General features: G+C 62.2%; 16 protein-coding genes. 12 read left to right on the forward strand and 4 right to left on the reverse strand.

Going from position 1 to position 16233, the window contains the following annotated elements; translation table 11 throughout:
- Positions 1 to 77: 77 nt before the first annotated feature.
- The 7 genes from ACIQAL_RS27395 to bla all read left to right on the forward strand — a co-directional run bounded on the left by ACIQAL_RS27395 (position 78) and on the right by bla (position 6641).
- A complete protein-coding gene (locus ACIQAL_RS27395; RefSeq protein WP_401150917.1) occupies positions 78 to 998 on the forward strand; it encodes a LysR family transcriptional regulator in 921 nt (306 codons plus the stop codon).
- Positions 998 to 1900: a LysR family transcriptional regulator gene (locus ACIQAL_RS27400; protein WP_401150920.1), complete on the forward strand. Its 903-nt coding sequence runs from the start codon at positions 998 to 1000 to the stop codon at positions 1898 to 1900. The genes ACIQAL_RS27395 and ACIQAL_RS27400 overlap by 1 nt, the downstream gene beginning before the upstream one ends.
- A gap of 162 nt (positions 1901 to 2062) precedes the next feature.
- Positions 2063 to 2686 (forward strand): glutathione S-transferase, encoded by a 624-nt coding sequence (locus tag ACIQAL_RS27405; RefSeq protein ID WP_401150923.1) that lies wholly within the window; start codon positions 2063 to 2065, stop codon positions 2684 to 2686.
- A gap of 107 nt (positions 2687 to 2793) precedes the next feature.
- Complete coding sequence (locus ACIQAL_RS27410) at positions 2794 to 4851, forward strand: pyridoxamine 5'-phosphate oxidase family protein (protein WP_401150927.1); 2058 nt, start codon at positions 2794 to 2796, stop codon at positions 4849 to 4851.
- A gap of 58 nt (positions 4852 to 4909) precedes the next feature.
- Positions 4910 to 5113 (forward strand): hypothetical protein, encoded by a 204-nt coding sequence (locus ACIQAL_RS27415; protein ID WP_401150929.1) that lies wholly within the window; start codon positions 4910 to 4912, stop codon positions 5111 to 5113.
- Between the two features lie 120 nt (positions 5114 to 5233).
- Positions 5234 to 5662: a molybdopterin-binding protein gene (locus ACIQAL_RS27420; protein WP_401151043.1), complete on the forward strand. Its 429-nt coding sequence runs from the start codon at positions 5234 to 5236 to the stop codon at positions 5660 to 5662.
- A gap of 94 nt (positions 5663 to 5756) precedes the next feature.
- Positions 5757 to 6641 carry a class A beta-lactamase gene (bla, locus tag ACIQAL_RS27425; RefSeq protein WP_401150932.1) on the forward strand — a complete coding sequence of 295 codons (885 nt, stop codon included), beginning with the start codon at positions 5757 to 5759 and terminating at the stop codon, positions 6639 to 6641.
- A 52-nt stretch (positions 6642 to 6693) separates the two neighbouring features.
- On the opposite strand, the gene ACIQAL_RS27430 is transcribed toward bla, so the two are convergent.
- Positions 6694 to 7176: a DUF2938 domain-containing protein gene (locus tag ACIQAL_RS27430; RefSeq protein ID WP_166597357.1), complete on the reverse strand. Its 483-nt coding sequence runs from the start codon at positions 7174 to 7176 to the stop codon at positions 6694 to 6696.
- A gap of 125 nt (positions 7177 to 7301) precedes the next feature.
- Positions 7302 to 7526: a DUF6555 family protein gene (locus ACIQAL_RS27435; protein WP_166597358.1), complete on the reverse strand. Its 225-nt coding sequence runs from the start codon at positions 7524 to 7526 to the stop codon at positions 7302 to 7304.
- A gap of 192 nt (positions 7527 to 7718) precedes the next feature.
- Between ACIQAL_RS27435 and ACIQAL_RS27440 the strand changes: the two genes are divergently transcribed.
- Positions 7719 to 8903 (forward strand): DUF2252 domain-containing protein, encoded by a 1185-nt coding sequence (locus ACIQAL_RS27440; RefSeq protein WP_401150935.1) that lies wholly within the window; start codon positions 7719 to 7721, stop codon positions 8901 to 8903.
- A 319-nt stretch (positions 8904 to 9222) separates the two neighbouring features.
- Here the strand turns inward: ACIQAL_RS27440 and ACIQAL_RS27445 are convergent, their stop codons facing one another.
- Both ACIQAL_RS27445 and ACIQAL_RS27450 read right to left on the reverse strand, forming a co-directional pair.
- Positions 9223 to 10020: an SDR family oxidoreductase gene (locus ACIQAL_RS27445; RefSeq protein ID WP_401150938.1), complete on the reverse strand. Its 798-nt coding sequence runs from the start codon at positions 10018 to 10020 to the stop codon at positions 9223 to 9225.
- 70 nt (positions 10021 to 10090) lie between these two features.
- Positions 10091 to 10813, reverse strand: coding sequence for an alpha/beta fold hydrolase (locus tag ACIQAL_RS27450; protein WP_401150941.1), 723 nt, complete (start codon positions 10811 to 10813; stop codon positions 10091 to 10093).
- Positions 10814 to 11135: 322 nt separating this feature from the next.
- On the opposite strand from ACIQAL_RS27450, the gene ACIQAL_RS27455 reads away from it, so the two are divergent.
- From ACIQAL_RS27455 to ACIQAL_RS27470, 4 genes are all read left to right on the forward strand, one after another.
- Positions 11136 to 12233 (forward strand): catalase family protein, encoded by a 1098-nt coding sequence (locus ACIQAL_RS27455; RefSeq protein ID WP_401150944.1) that lies wholly within the window; start codon positions 11136 to 11138, stop codon positions 12231 to 12233.
- Positions 12234 to 12285: 52 nt separating this feature from the next.
- Positions 12286 to 14640, forward strand: coding sequence for an FdhF/YdeP family oxidoreductase (locus tag ACIQAL_RS27460; RefSeq protein ID WP_401150946.1), 2355 nt, complete (start codon positions 12286 to 12288; stop codon positions 14638 to 14640).
- A gap of 493 nt (positions 14641 to 15133) precedes the next feature.
- A complete protein-coding gene (locus ACIQAL_RS27465; RefSeq protein ID WP_401150948.1) occupies positions 15134 to 15877 on the forward strand; it encodes an AzlC family ABC transporter permease in 744 nt (247 codons plus the stop codon).
- On the forward strand, positions 15874 to 16203 hold the full coding sequence (locus ACIQAL_RS27470; protein WP_166597365.1) for an AzlD domain-containing protein: 330 nt from the start codon (positions 15874 to 15876) through the stop codon (positions 16201 to 16203). Before ACIQAL_RS27465 ends, ACIQAL_RS27470 begins: the two co-directional genes overlap by 4 nt.
- Positions 16204 to 16233 lie beyond the last annotated feature (30 nt).

Consider the following 16233-nt stretch of genomic DNA (forward strand, 5'->3'; position numbering starts at 1 on the left):
GAGGCATTGTGTGCAGATCAAGCCAAAACGCTACTATCGCCTCCTTTCCAAACCCTGCAGTAACGCCGAGCCCTCCCATGGACAGATTTCAGGAAATGCACATATTCATTGCCGTGTGTGAAGAGCGCAGCTTCGCAGCGGCCGCTCGGCGGTTGGAGGTGTCTGCACCGAGCGTGACCCGGGCCATCGCGGCGCTGGAGAAGCGCATCGGCACGGTGCTGTTGTCCCGCACCACCCGCAGCGTGCACTTGAGCGAGGCGGGGCAGCGTTATTTCAGTGATTGCCGTCGTATCCTGAGCGAACTGGAGGAGGCTGAAGATTCCGCCGGTGGCAGCATTGCCGCGCCGGTCGGGCAACTCACGGTCACCGCGTCAATGCTGTTCGGCGAACTGTTCGTGATGCCGCTGGTGGTGGAATACCTTCGAGAGCACCCCGGCGTCAGCGTCAATGCGCTGTTGCTGGACCGCATCACACGCATGGCCGAGGAGGGCATCGATGTCGCGGTGCGCATCGGCCACCTGATGGATGACAGCCAGCACGGCATTCCGGTAGGGGAAGTGCGCACAGTCCTATGTGCGTCGCCTGACTACCTGACGACGCAGGGGTATCCACAGCACCCTCTGGAGCTGAAAGACCACCGTCTGATCGTTTCGGCTGCCAGCGTGTTGACCCGCCACTGGACGTTCGTCGAAGCGGGTAAACCGTTTCAGGTGGATGTGCAATCACGCCTGAGCGTTTCCGGAAATCAGCCTGCACTCACCGCCGCCGCGCTGGGTTGGGGCATCACCCGGGCGTTGTCCTATCAAGTGGCGAGCCGCGTGGCATCGGGTGAACTGGTGCTGATCCTGGAAGACTTCGAACAGCCTCCCGTGCCCGTGCATGTCTGCTATCAGGCTGAACGCAAGGTTTCGGCCAAGGTGCGCACTTTCGTCGATTTCTGCGTCGAGCGCATGAGGCAAGACCCGGCGATCCGCGCCGCCGGGAAGAGCCGCACGTAATGGAACGCCATCGGCAGATGACCGTCTTTGCGGCCGTGGCGCAGTCGTCGGGGCTGGCCGCGGCTTCGCGTCTGCTGAACGTGTCCGAGGCCACGGTCAGCCGCGCGTTGTGGGCACTCGAACAACGTCTGGGTACGCAACTGCTGGAGCGCAGCACGCGAGGGGTGAGGCTTACCGAAACCGGACGCCTTTTCGCCGAGGAGTGTGTGCGCCTGCTGCGCGCCACCGACGAGGCCGATGCTTCCGCCAACGGCCTGCACGTCGAGCCCAGAGGGCTGCTGACCCTGGCGACGCCCGTGCTGTTCGGCGACCGGATGATGATGCCGGTGGTCCTTGAATACCTCGACGCCTGGCCCGGCATTCAGATGTCCATCGCCTATCAGAACGCTTTTCCCGATCTGCACGAGGACGGCGTGGACGTGGCGGTCCTGATCGGTGAGCTGCCAGACGCTCACATGGTGGCGCGCCGGGTGGGGCGTGTTCGGCAACTGATCTGCGCAAGCCCCGCGTACCTGCTGGCCCACGGAGAACCACGGGAGCCGGTCGCGTTGACGGACCACAGGCTGATCGTCTGCAGCGCGGACAGTTGGACGCAGCCGTGGCGCTTTGAGCCCGAGGGCGGTGTGCGTCATCTGATCTCGAAACCGGTGTTGCGCTGCACCAGTCAGGTCGCGGCCATTGATGCCGCCCTGCAAAGCGCCGGTCTGGTGTCCTGCCTGAGCCACGAAGTTCATGAGCACCTCGAAGAAGGACGTTTGCGAGCGGTGCTCCAGACGTTCGAGGTCGCGCCGCTGCCGGTGCATCTGATCTACCGAGAAGGCCTGCGGGCCTCGGCGCGGGTCCGCAGCTTTATCGACTTTGCGGTCGAACGACTGCGCACTCACTCCGCCCTGAGCGCTTAACACGAACAGGCACTATTTCAGTTCCTGAAACGCTGGATTGCTTTCGCTGGTGATTCTGCACATCGACGGCGTGATTCATCATTCATCCCATCAGCGCGATGAATGCCTACGCAGACGTCCCGCCGTGCAGACCTCAACCCACGATCCGCCAGGAGCCTTCCAATGACTGCCATCACTCTTCACCACTTTCCGTTGTCCGGCCACTCTCACCGCGCACAGCTGATGCTGTCGTTGTTGGGCCTGGAGCCGCAGATCCAGTTCGTCGACCTGGCCAATGGCGCCCACAAAACCCCTGAATACCTGGCCATCAACGCCTTCGGTCAGGTGCCGGTGCTTGAAGACGGTGACACGGTCATCGCCGATTCCACGGCTATCCTGGTGTACCTGGCCAAGAAGTACGACACCACCGGCCAGTGGCTGCCTGCCGACGCCGACGCCGCTGCCCAGGTGCAGCGCTGGTTGTCGGTCGCGTCCGGCCAGATCGCGTCGGGCCCTGCGCGCGCTCGTCTGATCACGGTATTCGGTGCGGATTTTGACCCCAAGGACACCATTACCCGTGCCCACGCCGTGCTGCAGGTCATCGAAAAGCAGCTGACCGGCCGTGAGTTTCTGGTCACCGATCACGCCACCATCGCTGATGTGAGCGCCTACAGTTACATCGCCCACGCGCCGGAAGGCAATGTCTCACTGGAGGCGTATCCTAATATTCGCAACTGGCTGGCTCGCATCGAAAGCCTGAAAGGTTTCGTGCCGATGCCGACGACCAAAGCGGGTCTGGTGGTGTGAGGCGGTAAAGACCTCTTTTAACGCACCGGGGTGTGAAGCGATATCGCTTCACACCCGTTGGTGGTGGTACTGGAATCGTAGCGTCCTCATCCCTGGGAGCCTGCGCCATGAATACTGTCACGCTGGAAAAAAACTCGCCTTGGCACGCCGGTGAGCTGCACGTGCAAACCCATGCGGGCGTCGTCGAGCGAATGGATGCCGTGGGCCGCAGAGTGGTCCGCGACTTCATGCCGGATCAGCACCGCGAATTCTACGAGCACATTCCGTATCTGATCGTCGGTGCAGTGGACGGCGAAGGCTGGCCCTGGGCGAGCATGATGGATGCGCACGAGGGCTTCATCACGTCGCCCGATCCCAAACGCTTGGCCATCGGCTGGGCCCCGGACGCTGACGATCCGGTCGCCAGCGCCTTCGAACCCGGTGCGGCGCTCGGGCTGTTGGGAATCGACCTTCACACGCGTCGACGCAATCGCCTCAATGGGCATATCGAAGCGCGGACTGAGCGTGGCTTTTCCCTCGCCGTCGACCAGTCGTTCGGCAACTGCCCGCAGTACATTCAATTGCGCCCGCTGCAAAGCGGCAAACGCCCGTCCACAGCCCTGCGGCCGCCGGTTGAACGCCTGAACGCGCTGGACGAAGCGGCGGTGACCGCCATTCGCGGCGCCGACACCTTTTTTGTCGCCAGCTACGTCGACCTTGAAGGCGATCCTGAGCGTCGATTCGTCGACGTGTCCCACCGTGGCGGGCGCGCCGGATTTGTCCGAGTCGAAGGCGATCTCCTCACGATCCCGGATTTTGCCGGCAACCTGTTTTTCAACACCTTGGGCAATTTGCTCGTGAATCCCAAGGCCGGTCTGTTGTTTATCGACTTTGCGACCGGCGATGTGCTGCACGTCGCCGGGCACGCCACCGTCATCCTCGAAGGCCCTGAAATCGCAGCGTTCCAGGGCGCCGAGCGGCTGTGGCAGGTCAAGGTTCATCAGGTGCTTCGTCGGCCAGCGGCCCTGCGTTCCCGTTGGGGCTTCGAAGGATTTTCTCCCAACAGCCTGATGACGGGTGACTGGGATCAAGCGGCGGCCCGGTTGCAGGCGGAAACGTTGCGCGATCAATGGCGGCCCTTGCGGGTGGCGCGCGTTCATGACGAAAGCGAGGGCATTCGCTCGTTTTACTTCGAGGCCGTCGGTGGCGGGGGGCTGCCGGTCTACAAGGCAGGCCAGCACTTGCCACTGCGCCTGTCGTTGCCGGGGCAGGCGAAGCCGGTCATTCGCACGTACAGCTTGTCGAGCGCACCGTCCGATGACTTTTTCCGCATCAGCGTCAAACGCGATGGTCTGGTCTCCGGGCATTTGCACGACCAGCTCAAGGTGGGCGATGTGATCGACGCCCGGGCGCCTCAGGGCGGCTTCTTCGTCGAGCCGCTGGAGACGCGCCCGCTGGTGCTGTTGGGCGCAGGGATCGGGGTCACGCCCATGCTGTCGATGCTGCGGGAGGTGTTGTATCAGAACAAACGCAAGCGTCGTTCACGCCCGGTCTGGTTCATTCAAAGTGCACGTCGTCTGGTGGATCTGGCTTTTCGCGAGGAATTGGACACACTGATAGCCAACGCCGGAGAAGAACTAACGGTCGTTCGCCTGCTGAGCCAGCCCGAGCGCACGGCCCGCCCCCGCAAAGACTTTCACCTTGCAGGTCGCATTGACCTGAATCTGCTCAAGACGCTGTTGCCGTTCGATGACTTCGATTTTTATGTCTGCGGACCGGCCAGTTTCACCCAGGGCCTGTATGACGAACTGAGGGCGATGCACATCCGTGACGAGCGGATTCACGCGGAAACCTTCGGCCCCTCGACCCTCAAACGCACGCACGACCCACAGGCGGTGGTGCTGCAGCAGCCGCCTGCCGCCACCACGTCGGTGCCGGTGGTGTTCGAGCGGTCCGCCAAGGAGGCGCGCTGGCAGCCCGACGGCGGTACCTTGCTGGAGCTGGCCGAAAGCCGAGGCCTGGAACCCGAATACAGCTGCCGCAGCGGTTCGTGCGGCACCTGCAAGACCCGGCTCGTCAAGGGCCAGGTGCATTACCCCGTTCCGCCTGCGGAAATGCCGGCGGAGGGCGAGGTGCTGATCTGCTGTGCAATCCCGGCTTCAGGGCCGCTGGTGCTTGATCTCTAAGCTGCTTGATCTGTGAACATCCATGTGTCAACGACATGCTGTGACGGGAGGTGCCGAAATGAGTGAATGGCCTGCGTTCGAGAAAGAAGACGACCCCAATCTGTGCCATGCCAGCGAGCAGGAAGTGTCCTGGCTGTTGCCGCAATCATTGGCGTCCCTGGCGGGTGAGCTGGCCTCCGATCATGAGGAGCACGACAACCCCGCCACCTTGCGGCTGATCAGTTGGGTGCGTTCGGTGTCGACGTTCCATCGCCATCGGTGATTGTCATGCGCGTTTGAACGAAGCGCCCGTAAAGTGGTTGAAACAGCACGTGCGCAACGTGGATGATGTGCGTCGGTTCAAAGTCCTCACACACCGTCCTCAACCATCGAGATTTCGCATATAAAAGTCAGCGCGCGCAACGTATTCAAAGGCACCGTGAAGGCGATTCAGGAAGGCGCGGTCAACGCCGAAGTGGCCCTGACCTTGCCGGGCGGGGAAGACCTTGTTGCCGTCGTGACCCTGCAAAGCGTCAAGAGCCTGGGCCTGGCGGTGGGCAAGGAAGCGGTGGCGCTGATCAAGGCGCCGTGGGTCATGCTGATGACCGACGACAGCGGATTTCGTCTCTCGGCACGCAACACCCTGAAAGGCACCGTGACCCGCGTCAGCGACGGTGCGGTCAATGCCGAAGTGGTCGTCACCCTGGCTGGCGGCACCGAGGTGTTCGCCATCGTCACCCGCGAAGCCGTGACGGAACTGGGCCTGGCCACTGGCGTGAGCGCGACCGCGATCATCAAGGCGTCCCACGTCATTCTGGGCGTGCCTGCCTGACCCTTAAGGGTCGCCGAAGTGTGATGGTCGTCGTGGCAGACGGCGGCCGTTTCGGTGATCATGTCGTTCATCTGCCACAACAAGGACGTGCATTTTGATCACTCGCAGAACCCTCCTCAGCGCCTCGCTGCTCGCGGTGCCTTCGCTGTGGAGCCTGAAGGCTCTGGCCAGCGATGCCGACGGCTCATCCGACGCTTCCCTCCAGCAAAAACTTGCTGACCTCGAACACCGCCACGGCGGACGTCTGGGCGTGGCCATCCTCGACATCGGCAGCCAGCGCCTTGTCAGCCATCGCGGCGATGAACGCTTCGCGATGTGCAGCACGTTCAAGGCACTGGCAGCCGCCCATGTACTGGCCCGCGTCGATCGCAAGGAAGAGGAACTGTCGCGGCTGATCGTCTATGGCAAGGACCAACTGGTGCCGTATTCGCCCACCACCGAAAAACACACGGGGGAGGGTGGTCTGAGCGTGGGTTCGATCTGCGAAGCCGCCGTGACCCTGAGCGACAACACCGCCGCCAACCTCCTGCTCGACAGCTTCGGCGGGCCCCAAGGCCTGACTCAATGGCTGCGCTGGACCGGCGATGAGGTGACCCGACTTGACCGCCGCGAACCCGAACTGAACGAAAACCGCGCGGGTGATCCGCAAGACACCACCACCCCGATTGCCATGTTGCAGACCCTGCGCACATTGATTTTTGGCGACGTGCTGACCGGCGCCTCGCGGGATCAACTGATCGCTTGGCTGGTCAGCAACACCACGGGCGACAAAAAGCTGCGAGCGGGGTTGCCGAAGAAATGGCGGGTCGGCGACAAGACCGGCTCCGGCGCGAACAATGCCAGCAACGACGTGGCGATCCTCTGGCCCACACACCGCGCTCCGCTGATTGTAACGGTGTACTACAGCGAGTCACGGGCGACCGCCGAACAGGTCAACGCCGTCATGGCCGACATCGGCCGGATCGTGGCGGAGTTGTAAACCAGAGGCGTGTCGTGCCACGCCTTCAGTGACTGGGGTTGGCAGGAAGCCTTCATCCCACGATCAACGCCGTCCAATACATGCCAATCGCAAACACCACATGGCCCACGACGTTCTGCATGCGCGCCATGTTCGGGTTTGGCGCCTTATTGCACGCGACGCCGACGCCCATGCCCGGTTGCAGGATGTACCAGCCCGCACCGACGGTGACCAGGCCAACAATCAGTGCCGGAAAGAAGGTCGGCGAGTGCGCCCACTGCACGCCCCAGATCATCAGCAACACCGCCGCGAAGACGATGCCGACCACGTAGTGCATGGTCCAGCCGATTTTCAGCTCGTTGTGGACTTCAGGGGAGTTGCCAATGCCTCGGTGGTGCACGAAATGACCCTCGCGCATGCCCGCGAACCAGCGGCCCACCAAATGCCATGGCGGCGTTGGCAACCCAAACGCCTTTTTCAGAAACAAGGCCCAGAGGTCGAGCAGGGCCGTGCCACCGATGCCAATCAGTACAGCAAGAAAGATGAACTTGAACATGGCGTTCCTTACGTCTTGTCGTTGATCAATGGGTCCGCAGTGGCGGCCACGTTAGCAGTTTTGACGGGACAAGACGCCAGGAAAAAAGAAGACGGACGCGAAAATTCATCCGTCCGGATGCAGGGTCAGGCAGCGGTCCATTCCACGTGAGTCAGGCCCAGTTGCTCGGCTTGGCGCTGGGTCAGACGCGGCACTTTGTCGGAGCGGTACTTGGGAATCTGGCCAATACCGGCATCGACCGTCGCCCAGTGCCAGGCCTCACTTGCGTCCATGGCCGGGGAGTGGATATAGAACGTTTTATAACTGCCATGGATCAGGTAATCGATGCGGAAGTGGGTGCTGTTGGCCATCTCGGTTCTCTCACAAAAAGCTTTTTAAAAGGACGCATTGAAAGTGCTGCCTGAAAAAGAGAGTCCCCATCGCGGAGATAATTCAGCGAATCTGCTCGGCTGCTGCCGAAGGGTGTTCATCTTTCTGCAACATCCGGAAACATTCAGCCATGCCCGCAGGTCCATAGGACTTCTCCTCTCCAAGACGACTTCATGAAAACCCCTCGTCCCACGGCACGGCTGGAACCTCTCACTCAACTCCGCAACTTGAAAATGGCCCGTTCCGCCCACGCGTATGTGCGCGGCAGCACGGTGCAGTTTTACGAGTGGCTGCATTCCCAGCCCGGCAGACGCCTGCCCAGTGGGCCGCCGGTATGGATTTGCGGCGACTGTCACGCGGGCAATCTGGGGCCGACTGGCGACCTCAAGGGCAAGATCGACATTCACATCCGCGACCTGGACCAGACCGTCATCGGCAACCCGGCCCACGATCTGGTACGCCTGGCGCTGTCATTGGCCACGGCAGCCCGCGGTTCTGATCTGCCGGGAGTCGCCACAGCACGGATGCTTGAAGAAATGATGCTCGGCTACGAACAGGCCTTCGAAGCCAACGACGAGGAAGAACCGCAACGACCGGCGCAGGTGAAGGCCGGGATGCGCAGCGCCGTGCAGCGCACCTGGAAGCACCTCGCCCAGGAACGCATCGAAGACATGAAGCCGACCATTCCACTGGGCAAGCACTTCTGGCCGTTGTCCAAGGATGAGCGGAGTGCGTTGAAAACCCTGTGCGCGACGGACGAGATTCACGCGCTGGTGACCTCGCTGAAAGGCCGGTCGAGGGATGACCGCGTCGAGCTGCTGGATTCGGCCTATTGGGTCAAGGGCTGTAGCTCGTTAGGCCTGTTGCGCTATGCCGTGCTGATTGGTGTGGGCGATGACGACGATCAGGATTTTTGCCTGCTCGACATCAAGGAAGCCGTGGCCGCCGCCGCGCCGCGTACGGTCAGGGCGGGCATGCCTCGGGATAACGGCAAGCGCGTGGTCGAAGGCGCACGAAGCTTGTCACCCGGTCTGGGCAATCGCATGGTCGCGACGCGTATGCTGGACCACGGGTTTTTCATTCGCGAGCTGCTGCCCCAGGACATGAAGCTGGAGCTGGATCAACTCAGCCAGCCGGAAGCCATGCGTGCGGCGGGGTATCTGGCAAAAGTGGTGGGCGTTGCCCACGCGCGGCAGATGGACCTGGCGACCCGTGCCGCGTGGATTCGCGAACTGCAAGCCAACCGCACACAAACACTGGATGCGCCGTCGTGGCTGTGGTCCAGCGTCGTGCAACTGGTGGGCAGCCATGAGCAGGGCTATCTGGAACATTGCCGACGGTACGCGCTGCAGAACTGAACGGAAGCAGAGTCGTTCTCGGCAGGCCGCCACGCCATTCATTTCCGTGGGAGCAGCCGGAGCAGTGCGAAGGCCGCGAAGGCGGTGTTTCAGGCAGCCTTCAAGTCACTGACACACCGCATTCGCGGCCGTCGTAACTTCCTGCTGCTCCCACAGGTATCGGGATCGACGCTGAACGTGTGGGAGCTTCTGGAGGTTACGACAGTGGCGAAAGCGGCCTGCCTGACACACCGCTTTCGCGGCCGTCGTAACCTCCTGCTGCTCCTACAAATATTGAGATCGACACTGGACGTGTGGCCATGCCGCTAAAGACCCTCGCTCAATTCTGAATCGCCTGCACCGACCCGCCGTCGACGCGCACGTTACTGCCGTTGATGAACGACGCGCGATCCGACACCAGCAGGGCGATGGCCGACGCGACTTCCTCAGGCTTGCCCCGGCGTTTCTGCACGATGCCGGGACGTTCTTCGTCGAGGAAGCTCTTGATCGCTTCATCGAACGACACGCCCATTTCCTCGGCACGTTTTTTCATCATGCCGTCGGTCATGCCCGTTTCGATGAAGGCAGGCGCCACGGTATTGCACAGCACGCCGTCGGCCGCTTCTTTATAGGACAGGTTCTTGATGAACGCACCCAAGGCTGCCTTGGCCGTGTTGTAGACCGCCTCTTCCCAATAGGGCTGTACGGAGTTCTCCGACGTGATGCAGACGAAGCGCCCCCACTTGCGCGAACGCATCGCCGGAATCGTCGCCCGCGCCACCCGGACCGCCGAGAAGAAATCGGTGTTCCAGGCCTCTAGGTAATCGTCGTCAGACAGCTCCAACGGATCGCCCTTGGCCCCAGTCACCCCGGCCGTGTGCACGACAATGTCCACTTGGCCGAACTTCGCTTCACCGGCCTTGATCACCTTTTCGACCTCATCCTGACGGGTCAAATCGGCGGCGACGAATACGCATTCTGTCCCAAGGCCTGCGCAGGCCTTTTCCAGCTTGTCCTGGTCGATATCGCTCAGCACCAGCCGCACGCCTTCTTCGCTGAGCAATGTGGCGGTCGCCAAGCCGATGCCGCCACTGGCGCCCGTGATCAGTGCCACGCGGCCTTTGATTCCCAAATCCATATCCACCTCGATGGTTGTCATGACGAAAAAACAGGACCGGCGCGTCCGCGACGAACACGCCGGTGTTGAATCAGCCGCACTGTTGGCGGGCGAAGTCGAGCATCAATCTGGCCAGCGCCCTTGGCGTTTGCAGCGGCATCAGGTGCCCGGCGTCTGGAATGATTTCAAGCTGGCTGTGAGGGAAGGCCGCCAGCGTGGTGCGACGCTGTTCGTCCGGGCCAGGCACTTGCTCGTCAGCCTCGCCACACACCAGCAACACGGGGTAATCGAGCGTCCCGAGGCGCTCGCTCCAGTCCTCGCGACTGCCGTGATCGACCCACGCACGCCAGGCGTTCAAGTTGACCCGCTGTGCGTCGGCGATGGCCACTTCGCGAACATCGTCCGGCAGGCGAAACGCGCTGGATTCATCGACGAAGGCCTCGGCTTCCGGACGCGTCTTGCCATACGCGCGCTGCTGATCACGGTCCGCCTCGCTCATGGGTTGCGGGCCAGGTGGGGAGGGCGCCACCAACACCAGCCCTTTCAAATACTCGGGTGAGCGCGACGCCAGTACCACGGCCACTTTGCCGGTCATCGAGTGGCCGACCAGTACGACGTTTTGCAAGCCGAGGCCGCGAATGAAACGGTCCACGTGCTCGACCATCGCCTCGACGCTGTAACCCTCCACGTCGGCGGCGTCGCCAAAACCGGGGGTGTCCAGCGCCACGCATTCATGCTCGTCGTCCAGATACGGCAGGGTCGGAAACCATGTCCGATGCGAGCCGCCAAGGAAATGCATGAGCACGAACGTCACGGCGTCGGAATGTTGTCCGCGGCGTTGTCCGCGGCCTTGGCGACTGTGTGGAAGGCTGCTGTGGGATGGCATCGCAATCGCTCGCACTGGGTTTGCCAGTGGAGGGAGCGCACGCCGACAAAGTTCAACGGGATTGAAGGCCGGACGTGTATTTCGAATCGCCCCTACCACCGGTCGTCAATATCCGCGCACGCGCTGAACAATGGCAAATGGTCAGCAGTCATCTGCTGTGAGTTCGCTGAATCAGCGCGCGGCCACAGTGCGCGACGAGGCACCGAATCCCTACCGTGATTGAACCGATGATGAAGCGGAGATAACGCTGATGACCGAATTGCCTGTGACCCGTTTGCCGGTGGTGCCGCTGCCGTTCGAGCAGTCTTTCGAAGAGATCCCCGACGACGAGGCCGAGACCAGCAAAGAGTTGGCCGAAACGCTGCACTCGATCATGGAAACCACCTTCAAGGATGAAGGTCATGCCAACCGCAGCGTCCACGCGAAATCCCACGGGCTGCTGAAAGGCCGCCTGATCGTGCCGGAAGGTTTGCCGCCTCAGCTTGCCCAGGGCGCGTTCGCCAAGCCGGGCACGTTCCCGGCCGTGATGCGGTTCTCGACCAACCCCGGCGACATCCTCGACGACAAGGTCTCGACCCCACGCGGTCTGGCGCTGAAGGTCATTGGCGTTGAAGGCCCGCGCCTGCTGGGTTCGGAAGGTGACGTGACTCAAGACTTCGTGATGCAAAACGCCAAGGCGTTCACCGCTGCCAACCCCAAGGCGTTTTTGCGTACGTTGAAACTGTTGGCGAAAACGACGGACAAGGCGCCGGGCATGAAGAAAGCGTTCTCGGCGTTGTTGCGTGGCGTCGAGTCCACCATTGAAGCCATGGGCGGCGAAAGCGGGACCCTGAAAAGCCTCGGCGGCCACCCGCAAACTCACATCCTCGGCGAAACTTTCTACACCGTGGTGCCACTGTTGTACGGCCCGTATTACGCCAAGATTTCTGTCGCGCCGGTGTCGGACACCTTGACCGAGCTGACTAACAGACACGTCGATTTCGGCGGCAACCCCGATGGCTTGCGTCAGGCCGTGATCGACTACTTTACCCAGCATGGCGGGGTGTGGGAGGTACGCGTTCAGCTCGCCAGCGACCTGAAAAAAATGCCCGTCGAGGACGCATCGGTGGTCTGGCCGGAAGACGTCAGCCCCTACGTCACCGTGGCCCGCGTCGAGGTCGATCCGCAGCCTTCGTGGAGTCAGGAACACGTGCGCGAGATCGACGACGGCATGGCGTTCAGTCCGTGGCACGGCTTGCAGGCCCATCGTCCGATTGGTGGCGTGATGCGGGTGCGCAAACCGTCGTATGAGATGTCGTCGGGTTTCCGAGCAGCGCACAACGGTTGCCCGGTTCACGAACCGCGCTGATCCAGTAACGCCTTAGAGCTGATTCTGTCACGCCTTGGAACAGGGGTTCCCCATGCAGCTTCTTCATCCCGCCGCCCACTCGACCGCCCATTACCGGCCCTACACCTCCGCTTCGGGAGGCTGGGGGTCGGCGCATTCGGTCATGAACATCCTGTGGCGCGAGCAGGCGTACGCCAAGGCGCCCGCCGCGTTGATGCGGCAGAACAAACCCAAGGGTTTCGCCTGTGTCAGTTGCGCCTGGGCCAAACCGGGCAACCCTCATGCGCTGGAGTTTTGCGAGAACGGCGCGAAGGCCACGGCCTGGGAATTGACATCGCTGCGCACCGGGCCGGATTTCTTCGAGCAGCATTCGTTGACGGATTTGCGCACCTGGGCTGACCACGACCTGGAGCAACATGGTCGCCTGACGCACCCCCTGCGTTATGACACTGCGACCGACCGCTACCAGAAAACCAGTTGGGAAGAGGCGTACGCAGAAATCGGCGCGCAGTTGCGCCAGTTGCAGCCGGAAGAAGCGGTGTTTTACGCCTCGGGCCGGGCGTCGCTGGAAGCGTCGTTCATGTACCAACTGCTGGCCCGCGCCTACGGCAACAACAACCTGCCGGACAGCTCGAACATGTGCCACGAAAGCACGTCGGTGGGTTTGCAGGAGAGCATCGGCGTGCCAGTAGGCACGGTCACGCTGGCAGATTTCGAATACACAGACTGCATTTTTTTCTTCGGCCAGAACGTCGGCAGCAACAGCCCGCGCATGCTTCACCCGTTGCAGGAAGCCCGCAAGCGCAACGTGCCGATCATCACCTTTAACCCCCTGCGTGAACGCGGCTTGGAGCGCTTCGTCAATCCTCAATCTCCCCGGGAAATGCTCGGGCCGGCCTCCACGGTGATCAGCACTCAATACCATCAGGTAGCGATTGGCGGCGACACGGCCGCGGTGATGGGCATCGCCAAGGCGCTGCTGAACATGGACCGGGTGTCAGGTGGTTCGGTGCTCGATCATGATTTCATCGCCGAGCACACCGACGGTTTCGACACCTTCGTCGCTGACGTGGATCGGCACACCTGGCCGGAGCTGGAAAACCGCTCGGGCCTGAACCGTAGCGCGCTGGAAGCCGCGGCCACGGTGTACGCCCGCAGCGAGCGGGTGATGATCATCTACGGCATGGGCATGACCCAGCATCGTCATGGCGTCGAGAACGTGCAGATGCTGGTCAACCTGCTGTTGATGCGCGGCAATATCGGTAAAACGGGGGCGGGGATCTGCCCGGTGCGCGGGCATTCCAACGTGCAGGGCCAGCGCACCGTGGGCATCACCGAAGACCCGGCCAAAGTGCCGAAGGACAAGATCGAGGCGCTGTTCGGCTTCAAGGTGCCGGAGCGCAAGGGCCTGGCCACGGTCGATACGTGCGTGGGCATTCTCGACGGCAGCGTCAAAGCGTTCATCGGCCTGGGCGGCAATTTTCTGCGTGCGATTCCGGACACGGACCGCATGGAGCCTGCCTGGTCGCGGCTGGAAATGAACGTGCAAGTGGCGACCAAACTCAACCGCACGCACCTGTTGCCAGGCAAACGGGCGTGGCTGCTGCCGTGCCTCGGACGGATTGAGAGGGATATGCAGGACGGCGTCGATCAGGTTTACACCACCGAAGACAGCACCGGCTGCATCCGGGCGTGGCAAGGGCGGAGCGAGCCGGGCGGCGAACAGTTGCGCTCGGAAGTGGCGATCATCGCGGGCTTGGCGCTAGCCACGTTGAACGGCGAGGCGCGCATCCCGTGGGAAGCGTGGCGTCAGGATTACGCGAAAATTCGGGCGGCCATTGCCGAGGTTTATCCCGAGATTTTTCATGACATCGAGTCGCGTATGTGGGAACCGGGCGGCTTTCATCGCCCGTTGCCGGCGGCCCAGCGTCAGTGGAAAACCGAGACCGGCAAGGCCCGCTTCATCGCACCTCGGTGCCTGGATGAAGACGATGACGTCTCGCCGGGCCACGGCGCCCGCGATGCGATTCAACTGATGACCCTGCGCAGCAACGATCAATTCAACACCACGATTTACGGCTATGAAGACCGTTTTCGCGGGGTGTCCGGTACGCGCAGCGTGGTGTTCATGAACCGCAACGATGTCGTGCGGTTGGGCTTCGCGCCGGGTGAATGGGTCACGCTGCGCACCGCCATCGAACCTGAGGTGTTAAGGGAAGTGGGTCCGATGCAGATCATCGCCTACGACATCCCGGTCGGCTGCGCGGCGGCCTACTACCCGGAATGCAACCCGCTGGTCCCGCTGTGGCATCACGCCGAACGCAGCAAAGTCCCGGCGTCGAAGTCGGTGCCGGTGACCTTGCACAAGGCCCAGCCCGATGCCCGTGCGCGGGAGAGGGCATTGCCGCTGAAGGATCAGGTGGTGTGAGGCGGTGTGCTTGGTAAAGTCGAGGTATCTGCTTCTGCCTTGCTTTGCTTCTGCCGAAGGTGTGGGAGTTGGCTTGCCTACGATCAGTCCGGGGTCGCGTCCGACCGCAGCAGTCGTAAACCCGGTAAACGCGGTGTGCCAGACACAACCGAAGCGTTTGGTTTTGCCGCCGCTACGCGCCAGATCGTAGGCAAGGTGGAGCGCCACCCCGGCACTCCCACGCCTTCGGCAGAAGCGGAATTGAGGTGTGGTCGAGGCGTTTGATTCTGGCCGAAGGCCGTGGGAGTTGGCTTGCCTACGATCTGGCGCGAAGCGGCAGTCAAACCGGGCGGCGTGATGGAGCTGACACATTCGAGATGTCAGCTTACTCATTCCACCTTCCCATAACAAAAATTACCGTTTGGTCGCACAAAATGTCGGTTCAAATCCCCGCCCGCCTGTGCCTACACTCCGCACGATCAATCCGCCACACCTCGAATGACAAGGAAACCACATGCAGTACCGAAGCGGGGCGCAGGCCTTCTGGCAGGGGGTTCGTGCTCTCCTGCCACTGACACCGGGGGTCATTCCCTTCGGGCTGGTGACCGGGGTTATGGCGATTGGAATGGGCATGTCGCCAGGCACGGCCATGGGCATGACGCTTATTTTTTACTCCGGCTCCGCGCAACTGGTCGCGCTGCAACTGATGCAGACCGGCGTGCTCCCGGTCGCCATCGTGGTCACGGCGCTGATCATCAACCTGCGTTTCATCATGTACAGCGCGTCGCTTGCCCCGCACCTGAACCATTTGCCTCGACGCTGGACCTGGCCGGTCTCGTACATGCTCTCTGATCAGTCCTACGCGCTGTGCACGATGAGATTCGCGTCGGGCCAACTGTCCGGGCCGTTCGCGCACTGGTACTACGCCGGAACCGCGTTCTCCATGTGGCTGGCCTGGCAGGTCTCGGTGCTCGCGGGCGTGTTACTCGGCGCGAGCATTCCTGAAAGCTGGTCGCTGACCTTCGCCATACCGCTGTCCTTCCTCGCGCTGCTGGTGCCTGGTCTGCGCAACGTGCCGACCCTCGCGGCCGCAACTGTTGGCGGCCTGATTGCCGTGCTGGCGGTCAAGCTGCCTTACAACCTCGGTCTTGTTATCGCCTCGGTCGGCGGGATCGTCGCGGGCGTGCTGGCGGAAAACGCCCGTAGCAACGCCCCAGCGTCATCTCGCGATCAAGAAACGGAAGGGGAGGCGCAATGAGCGATCTGGTGATGTGGTCCGTATTCATTGCCGTCGGCGTGGGCACGTTTGCGATGCGCGTGTCGTTCATCGAGCTCTATGGCCGCTGGCGCATGCCTCCACTCTTGAGCCGCGCGCTGGTGTATGTGCCCGCGAGCGTGCTGGCCGCGCTGGTGCTGCCAGCAGTGGTGTACCCCAATGGGCACGGCGACTTCGTGATCAACAACCCACAGATCCCCGCAGCGATTATCGCCGCGCTGGTGGCGTGGAAGACCCGCAATACCCTGCTGACGCTGGGCGTGGGGATGGCGGTGTTGTGGGGGTTGAGGTGGGTGATGCCGAGTTGAATCCGGAAAGATGAACGCATCGGTCAGCGA

It is taken from the genome of Pseudomonas sp. NPDC088368 (assembly GCF_044753445.1).
GTDB classification, from domain to species: domain Bacteria; phylum Pseudomonadota; class Gammaproteobacteria; order Pseudomonadales; family Pseudomonadaceae; genus Aquipseudomonas; species Aquipseudomonas bambusae.